General features: G+C 59.5%; 15 protein-coding genes. 12 read left to right on the forward strand and 3 right to left on the reverse strand.

The annotated features are described in order from the left end of the window. Positions 1-271 precede the first annotated feature (271 nt). The 10 genes from POR16_RS19665 (at position 272) to POR16_RS19710 (ending at position 9,728) form a co-directional block, all read left to right on the forward strand. A complete protein-coding gene (locus POR16_RS19665) occupies positions 272-1,540 on the forward strand; it encodes an OprD family porin (protein WP_024669627.1) in 1,269 nt (422 codons plus the stop codon). 179 nt (positions 1,541-1,719) lie between these two features. After that, on the forward strand, positions 1,720-2,544 hold the full coding sequence (locus tag POR16_RS19670) for an NAD-dependent epimerase/dehydratase family protein (RefSeq protein ID WP_005891050.1): 825 nt from the start codon (positions 1,720-1,722) through the stop codon (positions 2,542-2,544). Positions 2,545-2,587: 43 nt separating this feature from the next. Continuing rightward, the gene (locus tag POR16_RS19675) at positions 2,588-3,472 is read left to right on the forward strand and encodes a glucurono-1,5-lactonase (RefSeq protein ID WP_024690768.1); all 885 of its coding nucleotides are present in this window, start codon (positions 2,588-2,590) and stop codon (positions 3,470-3,472) included. A gap of 56 nt (positions 3,473-3,528) precedes the next feature. Beyond that, positions 3,529-4,554, forward strand: coding sequence for a TRAP transporter substrate-binding protein (locus tag POR16_RS19680; protein WP_005891046.1), 1,026 nt, complete (start codon positions 3,529-3,531; stop codon positions 4,552-4,554). Positions 4,555-4,616: 62 nt separating this feature from the next. Beyond that, positions 4,617-5,144 carry a TRAP transporter small permease gene (locus POR16_RS19685; protein WP_005891042.1) on the forward strand — a complete coding sequence of 176 codons (528 nt, stop codon included), beginning with the start codon at positions 4,617-4,619 and terminating at the stop codon, positions 5,142-5,144. After that, entirely contained in the window at positions 5,145-6,425 is a 1,281-nt protein-coding gene (locus tag POR16_RS19690; RefSeq protein WP_005891039.1) for a TRAP transporter large permease, read from the forward strand. Between the two features lie 83 nt (positions 6,426-6,508). Beyond that, a complete protein-coding gene (locus tag POR16_RS19695) occupies positions 6,509-7,480 on the forward strand; it encodes an EamA family transporter (protein WP_005891036.1) in 972 nt (323 codons plus the stop codon). Beyond that, a complete protein-coding gene (locus POR16_RS19700; protein ID WP_005891031.1) occupies positions 7,455-8,336 on the forward strand; it encodes an aldose 1-epimerase in 882 nt (293 codons plus the stop codon). Before POR16_RS19695 ends, POR16_RS19700 begins: the two co-directional genes overlap by 26 nt. A 217-nt stretch (positions 8,337-8,553) precedes the next feature. Next, positions 8,554-9,066, forward strand: a complete 513-nt coding sequence (locus POR16_RS19705; RefSeq protein ID WP_024669623.1) for a sigma-70 family RNA polymerase sigma factor — start codon at positions 8,554-8,556, stop codon at positions 9,064-9,066. Next, positions 9,066-9,728 carry a ChrR family anti-sigma-E factor gene (locus tag POR16_RS19710; protein ID WP_005891022.1) on the forward strand — a complete coding sequence of 221 codons (663 nt, stop codon included), beginning with the start codon at positions 9,066-9,068 and terminating at the stop codon, positions 9,726-9,728. Before POR16_RS19705 ends, POR16_RS19710 begins: the two co-directional genes overlap by 1 nt. A gap of 94 nt (positions 9,729-9,822) precedes the next feature. Here the strand turns inward: POR16_RS19710 and aroA are convergent, their stop codons facing one another. The 3 genes from aroA to POR16_RS19725 all read right to left on the reverse strand — a co-directional run bounded on the left by aroA (position 9,823) and on the right by POR16_RS19725 (position 12,666). Continuing rightward, the gene (gene aroA / locus POR16_RS19715) at positions 9,823-11,079 is read right to left on the reverse strand and encodes a 3-phosphoshikimate 1-carboxyvinyltransferase (protein ID WP_005891019.1); all 1,257 of its coding nucleotides are present in this window, start codon (positions 11,077-11,079) and stop codon (positions 9,823-9,825) included. A gap of 96 nt (positions 11,080-11,175) precedes the next feature. Beyond that, positions 11,176-11,658: a PAS domain-containing protein gene (locus tag POR16_RS19720; protein WP_005891018.1), complete on the reverse strand. Its 483-nt coding sequence runs from the start codon at positions 11,656-11,658 to the stop codon at positions 11,176-11,178. 3 nt (positions 11,659-11,661) lie between these two features. Further along, positions 11,662-12,666 carry a response regulator gene (locus POR16_RS19725; RefSeq protein ID WP_005891015.1) on the reverse strand — a complete coding sequence of 335 codons (1,005 nt, stop codon included), beginning with the start codon at positions 12,664-12,666 and terminating at the stop codon, positions 11,662-11,664. Positions 12,667-12,941: 275 nt separating this feature from the next. On the opposite strand from POR16_RS19725, the gene parS reads away from it, so the two are divergent. After that, complete coding sequence (gene parS, locus POR16_RS19730; protein ID WP_005891013.1) at positions 12,942-13,391, forward strand: type II RES/Xre toxin-antitoxin system antitoxin; 450 nt, start codon at positions 12,942-12,944, stop codon at positions 13,389-13,391. After that, complete coding sequence (locus POR16_RS19735) at positions 13,388-13,849, forward strand: RES family NAD+ phosphorylase (RefSeq protein ID WP_122381138.1); 462 nt, start codon at positions 13,388-13,390, stop codon at positions 13,847-13,849. Before parS ends, POR16_RS19735 begins: the two co-directional genes overlap by 4 nt. Positions 13,850-13,908: the final 59 nt, after the last annotated feature.

Genomic DNA, 13,908 nt, shown 5'->3' on the forward strand with positions numbered 1-13,908 from the left:
ATAAAAACAAGACTGGGCCACCTATATGACAACGCTTGCCTGCATACCCGCTCCAGGGATTATTGAATTTTCGTCGGACGTCTCCGCGTTGCGCTGCCTGACCCCCTTCCAGATTCTCGGTATTCGCTGAAGCACGGCGAACGTCCTCGATCGTCTGTCGGTCGGGGCCATGCCTGGCAACAGGCATCACGTAATCCTCGAAGGTGTCGGTCGCAGTTGCACGTGGCCAGAAAAGAGGACGGTTTCAATAAAAAAAGGGAGCACAACAATAATGACAACTCACTCTACCCGTTCGCGCATTTTGCTGGGTGTTGGCGGCATGACGCTGATTTTCCCGATGCTGGGCATGGCTGAAGGCTTCGTCGACGATACCAAAGCGACGCTGACGCTGCGTAACGCTTACTTCAATCGTAACTTCACCAATCCGGCGTTCCCCAACAGTGCTGCGCCGCAGAACAAAGCTGAAGAATGGACGCAGAGTTTCATTCTCGATGCCAAGTCCGGCTTTACCCAAGGCGTGGTCGGTTTCGGGGTCGATGTGCTGGGCCTGTACTCGCTCAAACTTGATGGCGGCAAAGGGACCGGCGGCACTCAGTTGCTGCCTATTCACAGCGACGGGCGCCCGGCTGATGATTTCGGACGTCTTGGCGTGGCAGGCAAGGCGCGGGTTTCCAAGACCGAATTGAAGGTCGGCGAGTGGATGCCGGTGCTGCCGATTTTGCGCTCCGATGACGGTCGTTCATTGCCACAGACCTTTCAGGGCGGTCAGGTGACGTCCAAAGAGATAGACGGCCTGACGCTTTACGGCGGGCAGTTTCGCGGTAACAGCCCGCGCAATGACGCCAGCATGGAAGACATGTCGATGAACGGACGAGGCGCGTTCACGTCCGACCGCTTCAATTTCGGCGGCGGCGAGTATGTCTTCAATGAAAAGCGTACTCAGGTAGGCGTCTGGTATTCGGAGTTGCAGGACATTTACCAGCAGCAGTTCTTCAACCTGTTGCACAGCCAGCCCATCGGCGACTGGACCCTGGGCGCAAACCTGGGGTTCTTCACCGGCAAGGAAGACGGCAACAAACTGGCGGGTGATCTGGACAACAAGACCACCTACGCACTGCTCTCGGCCCGCTACGGCGGCAGCACGTTTTATGTCGGCCTGCAAAAGCTTACTGGTGATACGGCGTGGATGCGTGTCAACGGCACCAGCGGCGGCACACTGGCCAACGACAGCTACAACGCCAGCTACGACAACGCCAAAGAGAAGTCCTGGCAGCTGCGCCATGACTACAACTTCGCGGTGCTCGGGGTGCCCGGCATGACGATGATGAACCGCTACATCAGCGGCGATAACGTACACACCGGCACGATCACTGATGGCAAGGAATGGGGACGCGAGTCTGAACTGGCTTATACGGTGCAGAGCGGCGCGCTCAAGAACCTGAACGTCAAATGGCGCAACTCAAGCATGCGTCGCGATTTCAGTGCCAACGAATTCGATGAGAACCGTGTGTTCGTCAGCTACCCGATTTCGTTGCTCTGAAGCAGAAGGCGAAGCCTGGCGTTCACTGCAGGCTTTGCCTTTGTAACTACCTGTGTCGGCCCGGAATATTACGGCCCGATTTATACGTTGGCCGCGTTGACAAGCAGCGCGGGCGATGTCGATAATCCGGCAAGTCATACGACAACAGATGACAAAAAATAACAAATTAGGACTTTCTCATGGCATCGGCTCATACCACTCCAACTCCCTTCAATCGCCTCCTGCTGACCGGCGCGGCAGGCGGACTGGGCAAGGTATTGCGCGAAACACTGCGCCCTTACGCTCAGGTGCTGCGCCTCTCCGACATTGCCGAGATGGCACCGGCGGTCGACGACCGAGAAGAGGTTCAGGTTTGCGATCTGGCCGACAAGAACGCGGTACACCAACTGGTCGAAGGTGTGGATGCGATTCTCCATTTTGGCGGCGTATCGGTCGAGCGACCGTTCGAGGAAATCCTTGGTGCCAACATCTGTGGCGTCTTCCACATTTACGAGGCCGCACGCTGCCATGGCGTGAAGCGGGTGATCTTTGCCAGTTCCAACCATGTGATCGGTTTCTACAAGCAGGACGAAACCATCGATGCGCACTCGCCTCGTCGCCCGGACAGCTATTACGGCCTGTCCAAGTCCTACGGCGAAGACATGGCCAGTTTCTACTTTGATCGCTACGGCATCGAGACTGTCAGCATCCGCATCGGCTCATCGTTTGCCGAACCGCAAAACCGTCGAATGATGAGCACCTGGCTGAGCTTCGGCGACCTGACACAACTCATCGAGCGCTCCCTGTATGCGCCGAAAGTAGGCCATACAGTGGTCTATGGCGTGTCGGACAACAAGACCGTGTGGTGGGACAACAGTCTTGCCAGCAGCCTGGGATACGTCCCCAAAGACAGCTCGGAACAATTTCGCGCCAAGGTTGAAGCGCAGCCGCTGCCGGCAGCCGATGACCCGGCGATGGTCTATCAGGGCGGCGCTTTTGTAGCATCGGGCCCGTTCGGCGACTGAACATCAGTCTCTCTCTTTCAGAACCCTGGAGACAAGAATCGTCATGGATGCCGAGCTGATAGTCGATGCGCAGAACGCCACTGGCGAAAGCCCGGTCTGGAGCGTGCGTGACCAGGCGCTTTACTGGGTAGATATCCCGGCAGGCCGTCTGCATTGCTGGAGTCATGCAACTGGCAGCACACGCAGTTGGGACGCTCCGCAGATGCTCGCCTGCATCGCAGCAGACAGCCGCGGTGGCTGGATTGCTGGGATGGAAAGCGGGATTTTTCACCTGCAACCCTGCGACGACGGCAGCCTGATCAGCACGCTGCTGGCCTGCGTCGAACACGCGCAGGCCGGCATGCGCTTCAATGATGGCCGCTGTGACCGACAGGGCCGTTTCTGGGCCGGCACCATGCTGATGGACATGTCCGCTGGCGCAGTGGTCGGCGCGATGTATCGCTACTGCGCCGATCAGAAAACGCTGGACGCACAGCTGAAGGACTTCATCGTTCCCAACGGCCTGGCGTTCAGCCCGGACGGCAAGACCATGTACCTGTCCGATTCGCACCCCGGCGTGCAGAAAATCTGGGCGTTCGACTACGACCCAGACAACGGCACTCCGCTTAACCGTCGCCTGTTCGTGGACATGAACCTTCATCCGGGCCGTCCCGACGGCGCTGCGATGGACACCGATGGCTGCTACTGGATCTGCGGCAATGATGCTGGCCTGATCCACCGTTTTACACCCGACGGCAAGCTCGACCGCTCGCTGGCCGTGCCGGTGAAAAAACCGGCCATGTGTGCCTTTGGCGGCCCCGGTCTGGACACTCTGTTCGTCACCTCCATTCGCCCGGGCGGCGATCTCGGCGACCAGCCACTCGCCGGTGGCGTGTTCGCGTTGCGACCTGGCGTCAAAGGCCTGGAGGAACCCGTATTTCAGGGCTGATTGCGCCTGCTGAAAACCTTATAGCTCGACCAAAAATAACAATATTGGAGATATCCATGGATTTCAAACGCAAGCTTCTCATCGCCGCACTCCCGTTGGTCTTTTGTGTGGCCTGCACGCCCAAGGAAGACATCAAAATCAAGTTCGCCGAGGTCCACCCCGCAGGCTACGCGCCGGTCGTGGCCGAGCAAAACATGGGTAAAAAGCTCGAAGAGCAATCCAAGGGCGAAATCAGCTTCAAGATGTACGCTGGCGGCGTGCTCGGCTCCGAGAAGGAAGTGGTCGAGCAGGTCCAGAGTGGCGCTGTGCAGATGACCCGCGTCAGCCTCGGCATCGTCGGCCCGGTGGTGCCAGACGTCAATGTTTTCAACCTGCCGTTCGTATTCCGTGATCAGGCGCACATGCGCACGATCATCGACGGTGAGATTGGCCAGGAAATTCTCGACAAGATCACCAACTCGCAATTCAACATGGTCGCTCTGGCCTGGATGGATGGCGGCACCCGCAACCTGTACACCAAGAAACCGGTACGGCAGATTTCAGACCTCAAAGGCATGAAAATACGCGTTCAGGGCAACCCGGTGTTCATCGAAACCATCAACGACATGGGCGGCAACGGCATCGCCATGGCCACCGGCGAAATCTTCAGCGCGCTGCAGACCGGCGTCATTGACGGCGCAGAAAACAACCCGCCCACCTACTTTCAGCACAACCATTACCAGAACGCCAAATTCTTTACGATTACCGAGCATTTGATTCTGCCCGAGCCCATCGTGATGGCGAAAACCACTTGGGAAAAGCTCAACCCGGAGCAGCAGGCGCTGGTGAAAAAGCTCGCGCGTGAAGCACAAATGGAAGAGCGCGTGCTGTGGGACAAGTCTTCAGCCGACGCGGAAACCAAGCTCAAGGCCGCAGGTGTGGAGTTCATCACGCTGACGCCTGAGCAGAAAAAAGCCTTCTACGACGCCACCCAGCCGGTACGCGACAAGTTCGGCGCGCCTTACAAGGCCTTGATCGAGCGTATCAATGCGGTACAGACCAACCCGGCGCTAGCGGCGACCAGTACCCCAACGGCCCAATAAGCCTGTCCGATTACGCTGCGGGGACGAGCACAAGCTCGTTCGCCGCCGCAGTGGTGAGCCCAATGAAAAATACGCTTTTGCGCATCAACGACACGGTTTATCGGGTCTGTATCGGCATTGCGGGTCTGTCGGTGCTGATCATGACCCTGATCATTCCCTGGGGAATCTTTGCCCGCTATATCCTCGGCAGCGGTTCCAGCTGGCCGGAACCCACGGCCATTCTGCTGATGGTGGTGTTTACCTTCTTCGGCGCAGCAGCCAGCTACCGCGCCGGGGCGCACATGGCGGTGTCGATGGCGGTGGACCGCATGCCGCAGCAGGTACGCCGTATCGCCGCAATGGTGGTGCAGGTTCTGATGGCGATTGTGGCGCTGTTCATGATCGTCAAGGGCTTCAAGCTGTGCGCCACCACCTGGAATCAGTTTATCGGCGAGTTGCCGTTTCTGCGCGTCGGGATCTCTTATCTGCCAATTCCCCTTGGCGGCATCGTGACCCTGATTTTCGTGCTGGAACGGCTGTTTCTGGGCGACCAGAGTCATCGCGCGGTGATGCGCTTCGACGTCATTGAAGAAAGCGAAGGTGCCGCATAAATGGACGCTTTTATACTGTTAGGCAGCTTCATCGCACTGATCCTGATAGGTATGCCGGTCGCTTACGCGCTGGGCCTTTCTGCCTTGATCGGCGCCTGGTGGATCGACATTCCGGCAGACGCCTTGATGATCCAGATTGCCGGTGGCGTGAACAAGTTCTCGCTACTGGCGATTCCGTTTTTCGTGCTGGCCGGTGCAATCATGGCCGAAGGCGGCATGTCCCGGCGGCTGGTCGCGTTTGCGGCGGTGCTGGTGGGTTTCGTGCGCGGCGGCCTGTCGCTGGTCAATATTGTTGCTTCGACCTTCTTCGGCGCAATCTCCGGTTCGTCAGTCGCCGACACCGCGTCGGTGGGCTCGGTATTGATCCCGGAAATGGAACGTAACGGTTACCCACGCGATTTCTCCACGGCAGTAACCGTCAGCGGCTCGGTTCAGGCCCTGCTGACGCCTCCCAGCCACAACTCAGTGCTTTACTCGCTGGCCGCGGGCGGCACTGTATCGATCGCGTCGCTGTTCATGGCCGGAATTTTGCCGGGGCTGTTGCTCAGCGCAGTGATGATGGGCTTGTGCATGATCTTCGCGCGCAAGCGCAACTACCCCAAAGGCGAAGTGATACCGCTGCGTCAGGCGTTAAAAATTGCCGGTGAAGCGCTCTGGGGCATGATGGCCATGGTCATTATTCTCGGTGGCATCCTGTCGGGTATTTTCACCGCCACCGAGTCGGCTGCGATTGCCGTGCTGTGGTCGTTCTTCGTCACCATGTTCATCTACCGCGACTACAAATGGCGCGATCTGCCCAAACTGATGCACCGGGCCGCCCGTACCATTTCCATCGTGATGATCCTGATCGGTTTCGCTGCCAGCTTTGGTTACATCCTGACGCTGATGGAGATCCCGATGAAGATAACTACCGCGTTCCTGACCCTGTCGGACAACCGCTACGTGATCCTGATGTGCATCAACGTCATGTTGCTGTTGCTGGGCACCGTCATGGACATGGCGCCGCTGATCCTGATCCTGACCCCGATTCTGTTGCCGGTCATCGTCGGCGTCGGCATCGACCCAGTGCACTTCGGTATGATCATGCTGGTCAATCTGGGGATAGGTCTCATCACACCGCCGGTCGGCGCAGTGCTGTTCGTCGGTGCTGCGGTGGGCAAAGTCACTATCGAAGCCACGGTAAAAGCACTGGTACCCTTCTACATCGCGTTGTTCATGGTGCTGATGCTGGTCACTTACGTTCCGGCCATTTCACTGTGGCTGCCGAGCGTCGTGCTTTAAGTCTGTCGTGGTAACGCTGCCGGGGCCTGGAAACGGGTTCCGGCAGGCGATCCGGTTTTTCCAGCCAAGGAGGCTGGTTGCGTATGTCCGCTCCTGCCCTGTTCCCCCGCCACATCGCTGTGATGATTCTGGCGCTGCTGGCCTGCTCGTTTGCCGGCAACCATATCGCGGCGCGTATCGCCTTCGATCATGACACCGGGCTGCTGCTGGCCATCCTCTGTCGTTCCGGCGTGACCCTGCTGGTGTTGGTCAGCCTGGTGCTGTGGCAACGTGAAAAACCCCGCCTTGCCGCCAGCACATGGCGCTGGCAACTGTTGCTCGGGCTGCTTATCGCAACCCAGAGTTTCTGTATTTATTCAGCGGTGGCGCGCATTCCGGTGGCTCTGGCGCTGTTGGTGGTTAATGTCTCGCCGATCCTGCTGGCCCTGCTGAGCTGGGCGCTGGGCGGAGCCAGGCCGACGCGGCGTGCCGCAGCCCTGATGGGACTGATCCTGTTTGGCCTGACCCTGGCGCTGGACGTGCCACAACGACTGTCTAACTCCGGCAGCAGCGAACCACAGTGGCTGGAGGGCATCGCTTATGCATTCACTGCCGCGGTGGTGTTCGCCTTTGCGCTGTGGATTACCGACAACAAACTGGCCAGCATGCGCGGTACAGTGCGCAGCATGTTGACCATGGCGGTGGTCTTCGTCGCGGCTGCGGTAGCGGGTGCCAGCGGCCTGCTGCCCGGCGGCGTGGATCTGCCGGCAAGCCGTGTCGGCTGGACTGCGCTGGCCAGTCTGGTGCTGCTGTACGGGCTGGGCTTTTCGCTGCTGTTCATCTGTATGGCGCGCCTGGACATCAGCCGCAATGCGCCGGTAATGAACATCGAACCGGTGGCCAGCCTGCTGTTCGGCTGGCTGATTCTGGACCAGTTGCTCAGCAGCGGTCAGGTCATTGGCGGGTTGATTGTGGTCAGCGGGATTGTTCTGCTGACCTGGCGGCGCACGCCTTCGCCTGTTCCTCACACATCCAGCAAGGTCCTGCCTCATGCCCGTGAACGTTCTGATCCTTGAAGATGGCCTGACCCGTCTGAGCGTCGCCCCCGAAATAGGCGCCAGTATCGTCAACTGGACCGCTCTGGCCAGCGGCCATCCCCTGCTGCGCCCCAGCAGCGAGGACGCACTGGCTGCCGGCACGCCCCGTCGGCTGGCCTGCTACCCGCTGGCTCCCTGGTCGAACCGGATCGGCAACAGCGGTTTCGACACGCCGGATGGCTGGCTGACGCTGGCGCCCAACAGTGCAAACGACCCGCTGCCCATTCATGGCAGCGCCTGGCAACAAGCCTGGACGGTCGTCGAGCAGACCCAGCAGAGTATCTGCCTGCAACTCGACAGTCAGACACCGTTCGCCTACCGCGCCGAACTGCGCTACACCCTGCGCGGTGGCAAACTGAGCATCGAGCTGACCACTACGCACCAGGACAGCCGCGCCGCCTGGCACGGTCTGGGCTTGCACCCTTACCTGCCACGTACGCCTCGCACACGCTTGCAGGTGAAGGCAGCGCAGGTCTGGCTGTGCGACCCCGCAGGCTTGCCCACCGAGTTGCAGGACCTGCCCGCCGAATGGGACTTCCGGCACGGCAACACCCTGCCCGCCACGCGCCTCGACAATGGCTTCACCGGCTGGGAGGGTCACAGCCTCATCAGCCAGCCAGACCTGGGCTACGAGCTGCACGTTGAGGCCACCGGCAGCGAATACTTTCTGGTGTTCTGCCCGCCGGGGCTGGATTTCTTCTGTTTCGAGCCGGTCAGCCACCCGGTCAATGCTCATCATTTGCCCGGCCATCCGGGTTTGAAGCTGCTGCGGCAGGGGGAGTCGATGACGCTTGGGGTCAGCCTGAGCTATATGGCTCTGACACAGAACGCTTGATCACATTTCTTGAAGAAGTCTGCCGGCCCGCTCATCGCATGCTGTGATCCATCCTCTCTGCATCTTCGTAACCTCTTTGACCGCGAACCAAAACCATACATTGGTGATCAGAAGGTGGATCATGCGCATAACTGCCCGTCTCAGGACCTTCTGTCACTTGTCCACCCCGCACAGCGACTCGACGACAACCCGACTTTGGATTGATGAAGTCGCCGCAGTGGCCCGGCAACGGGACCGCGATAGCTTCCTGCGCATCTACGATCACTTCGCGCCGCGCTTGTTGCGCTACCTGACGGGGTTGAATGTGCCCGAAGGGCAGGCTGAGGAGGTGGTACAGGAGGTGCTGCTCAAGCTGTGGAACAAGGCTGATTCCTTTGACCCGGCCAAAGCGAGCCTGGGCACCTGGCTGTTTCGCATCGCGCGCAATCTGTACATCGACAGCGTGCGCAAGGACCGCGGCTGGGTGCAGGTGCAGGACTCGCTGGAACAACTCGAGCGTCTGGAGGCACCGGTAGACAGAACGCTCGATTACAGCCAGCGTCAGGAGCACAACCTGAACATCGCTATTCAGAACCTCCCCGCTGATCAAGCCAAGGTGCTGCGCATGTCCTATTTCGAAGCGCTCAGCCATCGAGAAATTTCCGAACGCCTCGACATGCCGCTGGGCACGGTGAAGTCCTGCTTGCGCCTGGCGTTTCAGAAGCTGCGTTCAGGGATGGAGGAATCATGATGGGCCCATCGCATCATCCGGATGAAGCCACGCTGGTCAGCTATGCGTCGGGGGCGCTGTCGCAGGTTCTTACGCTGGTCACCGCCGCGCACCTGGAGCGTTGCCCCGAGTGCAGGGCGCGGCTACGGCAGGCAGAGCAGATCGGTGGTGTATTGATGCAACAACAGGCAAACACGATCATCTCGCTCAAGAGCCGTTCGGCGATGCTGGCCCGCCTGGATGAACAGACTGCACATTCTGCGCCCCCTATAAACTCGATACCCGCAGCCAATCAGGACCCGGACCTGCTGCCGACCTGTATGCAGGCGTATTTCGGGCGCCATCTGAGCACGCTGAAATGGAAGACGCTGATCCCCGGCGTGCAGCGTGTGCGCGCCGAAGGTATAGAGCACGGCAACCTGATGCTGCTGAAAATCGCTCCGGGCGTCAGCATGCCGGTTCACAGCCATGAAAGCGGCGAAATAACCATGGTCCTCAAAGGCGCATATCACGATGTGCTGGGTGAGTTCGGGCCGGGTGATGTGGCCGATCTTGACAGCCACATCCAGCATCAGCCAATTGCCTACCCGGATCGGGAGTGCATCTGCGTGCTGGCTGCGGATTCAAAACTGCGTTTTCACGGATGGCTGGCGAGGATGATGCAGCCGTTCTTCGGGATTTGAGGTGAAACTTGCGAGCAGTCGAAATCGAATGCTCGCATCCCGTCATACAGAACGACACGTTGCGTTTCTGTACCCGACCCCATCTCGCATGGGCTCAGCGCTGGATACTCACACCCAGCGAAGCCAGTGCGTCCCAGTAGCCCGGATAGGTCTTGCCGACGCAATCGGGGTCCTGAATATGGATACCTTTGATTTTCAGACCGGCCAGCGCAAAGCACATGGCGATACGGTGGTCGGCGTGAGTGTCGATCAGTGCATCGACAGTGGTACCAGCCAGAGCCGGATTGGCATTGACCAGAAGATCGTCGCCCTCCTCGACTGCCAGGCCGGGAGCAATGGCGCACAGGCCTTGGGACAAGGCTGAAATACGGTCGCATTCCTTGACGCGCAGGTTGGCGATGCCGACAAAGCGCACTGGCTGGCGATTGAAGGCCGCGAGCACAGCCAGCGTCGGAATGGCGTCCTGCATCTGCGAACCATCGATAACGGCGGGCATGTTCGGAAAAAGGTCGATGATCTGGCTGGCGAGCGCGTCTGGCTGAGTGAATGCGTCGCTGGCCACACCAAGATCGATACTGCCCTGGGTCAAAGCCTGTGCGGCCCACAGGTAGGTCGCTGCAGAGGCGTCCGGCTCGATGTGGAAGTCAGTGGCGCAGTAACCGGTAGCGGATACTTTCCAGGCCGAGTCGCCGATGGCCTGTACCTCTGCACCGAACGCCTGCATGGCGGCGAGCGTCAGATCGACATACCCACGGGCGCCGATTTCACTGCCGGTCAGGGCCACTTCAATAGCGCCCTTGCCGCACGCTCCGGCCATCAACAGCGCCGACACATACTGGCTGGACAGGTTGCCATCGATCTCGATACGACCTGCCGCCAGCCCACCCTTGCCGCTGATAGCCACTGGCGGGCAACCGCTTGGCGCGCTGACGTCCACGCCCATGCGTTGCAAGGCGTCAACCAACGGGCCGATCGGGCGCTTGCGCATGTACTCGTCACCGTCCACCACGAAGTCGCCCTCGAAATTGGCCAGCGCAGCGGTCAGAAAGCGCGTCGCGGTTCCGGCATTGCCCAGAAAAAGCGCTTGTTGCGGTGCGTTCCAGTGCCCATTGCTGGTCACTACGAACGTACTTTCGTCAGGCTCATCGACCTGCACACCCATCAGCCGCAAAGCTTCGGACATCACGCGAGTGTCGTCACTTTTCAACGCGCCGGTCAGGCGACTGGTGCCTTGGGCAAGGCCGGCCAGCAACAGCGCGCGGTTGGTGATCGACTTGGAGCCCGGCGGGCTGACGCGCCCGACCAGCGGGCGCTCGACAGGCAAAACAGTGAGGGTGGCTTGAGGTCGCATGATGTCCCTGAATGTCAGCGGAAAAACCACGATCCTAGCACGAGCGGGATCAAGCCCGCAGGGCGGTTTGCTGGACGCGCGAGCCTGCGCAGCCGTTTACTTTTGCGCAGAGCCGGACAGTTGCTGCAGCTTGTCGTTGGCGGCCAGCAACTGGTTGCGGTTGGCTGCCACATCGGTGACGTCATAGATCACCAGACACACATGGCTGATAGCGCCTGTGGTCGAGCGCAGCGGAAACAGCGTGGTGTTCTGGTACATGAACTCTTCGTGCCCGGTAATCGGCTGGTAGTTCTTGAAACGCACCAGGTACGGCCGCTGCTCCCAGATCGTGAACGCCGGCGTGCCCAGGGTCACGACGTTATCGACCTTCTTGCTGAACCACTTGGCATTTACCTCGGGGAAAACCTCGAAAAAGGTCTTGTCGACAGCCACATAGGGCACCACACCGGAACGGTTTTCCATGAAGGTATTCCAGACCGTTATCCGGTAGTTCAGGTCCAGTACCACGATGCCTACGTCAATGTTCTGGGTGACGGCCAGCAACCAATGAAGCTCGTTGATTTCGATAGCGTTGCTCATGGGTCAGCTCATCATGTAGGCGAGTTTTTTGGTAAGCAGTTCGACCGAGTCTTCGGTGAACAGCATCAGCAGATCGAAGTGAATATTGTGGCCTTCCACGCTGTAACTGATCTCGACCGCCAGGGTCTTTTTCCAGCGTTGCTGATTGACGCGAATGAGTTCGTCGATTCCGCCCTGCGCGCCCAGCAACTGCGGGTGCCCTTGGGAGAACGCGATGTCGATCTGCTCGGCAATGCCGCTCAGGCAAGCGCCGATGAGAATCGTGGACAGGTCCAGCAGCATCTCCATATTGGAGCTGTCGGAGTGATCGCCGCCCATCAGCTGGGACATGCCAGAGATTTCCGAGTCATGGAAAATCAACAGCGCCTCACCAGCGATACCGCCGCCGATGTAACCTTGGCAGACCGCTGTCAGCCGTTGATCGCTATGGGCGTCGGCCAGCGCCATGTGCAATTCGCCGACTTCGAGCATGTTGACGTTGGGCACCGGCAACTGCACGAACACGCCCAGCACCTTGGCAAGCAACGCGGCAGCGCGGCCCATGGCGACGTTGATGGTTTCGCGGAAGGCGTCCTGAAAGCTGATCACCCCGCCTTTGCCGTTGAGGGCTGGCAAGGCAACAGGGGATGTCGCCGGTTTGCCTAGCAGGCCAAGACGTTCCAGCGTGTCTTTGAGCTCGTCCGGGTCAGCGGGCTTTTTCAGAAACGCCAGGGCACCCAGTTCCATGACCCGGCGCACGGCTTCGTCCTGCACGTCGCCGGACACCACGATGACCTTGGCGTCCAGATTTTCCGCACGAATTGCCGCCAGCGTCTGGTAGCCGTCCATGACCGGCATGGTCAGGTCGAGCAGCACAATCTCGCCCTGACCTTTACGGATGGCCTCCAGGCCTTCCTGCCCTTGGGTAGCCAGGGTCACCGACACATCCCAATCGGCAGGCAAGGCACGCAGCAGTTGCTTTCGCGCCATGTTCGAGTCGTCGCATATCAATAGCGCAAGCGTGGACATCGTGTGGTTCTCACTACGGAAAAATCAGGCTGACGGTGGCGGACAGCACGTATGGTTTTGACGGGTCTTCGTTGGCTCTTTTAGAAAACGGCTGGTTCGAGCATGGACGCTTGATGGTCAGCATTTAAAGCAGAACTATAGCCTTAGTCGGCGATGTTTGAAGTTTCTGTAATTTATGTCGCTTTCCGTTGCGCCAGATCACTACCGCTGGCGCTAAAACGAGACTATTATCAAGTGATAGATTTAATAGTAATCACTCGATAGAGAGGTGTGACATGTCTCTGCCCATAGGCGACTACCACCCGGCTGTGCCCCGGCAGGACGATTTCTGGGAGGACTTGGGGATTCCAGAGCGTGGCGCCCGTCTTTATACGGCGCTGCACAGCGGCTTGCCCTACGAGGTGTTCGAACGGCTGGCGCATTACACAGACCTGAATCGTTCGACACTCGCCGAACACCTGGGCATCGCTCCGGCAACCTTGCAGCGTCGTCTCAAGGTGCGTCGCTTCAACGCCGAAGAAAGTGATCGTCTGTTTCGGCTCGCAGCTGTCTACAAGGCGGCACTGGACCTGTTCGAAGGCGACACCGAGGCCACCCGACTCTGGCTGGCGAATCCGGTTCACGGGCTGGGCAACAGCAGGCCGCTGGAAATGCTCGCCACTTCAGCCGAAACCCAGGCTGTGCTGGACCTGATCGGTCGACTGGAGCATGGAGTCGTAGCGTGATTTCGGTCTATCGTCTGGTCAAGCGCAAATGGCTGGCGCAAGCATTTGATGGCGAAGGGGCCAAACTCTACGGTGGACGCTGGAACAGCAAAGGCAACGCGTGCGTCTATTGCGCCGGCAGCGAGTCCCTTGCGCTACTCGAAATACTGGTTCACCTGAATAACGCCAGCGTGGCCCGTCATTACGCGATGCTGGAGCTGCAGATTGCCGAGGAGCACATCCTCAACGCTCGTCCTGACACCCTGCCCCCAGACTGGCGTGAAGAGCCTGCCCCGCCGGCCAGCGCCTCATTCGGCGACGCCTGGCTGGCCTCCGGTCAAAGCCTGGCGCTGGCCGTACCCAGCGTGATCATCCCGCGCGAGTACAACTATCTGCTCAACGTCCAGCACCCGGAGTTCCAGGCCGTTGTTGCCACGGCCAGAACGCTGGAATTCGAAGTGGACCCGCGTTTGAAATGAGCGGACTGAGTCGCGGCCATAACCGGTAGCGCTATGCCTGATATCGATGCTTGATACCG

It is taken from the genome of Pseudomonas coronafaciens pv. oryzae str. 1_6 (genome assembly GCF_000156995.2).
In the GTDB taxonomy this organism is placed as follows: Bacteria; Pseudomonadota; Gammaproteobacteria; order Pseudomonadales; family Pseudomonadaceae; genus Aquipseudomonas; species Aquipseudomonas tremae.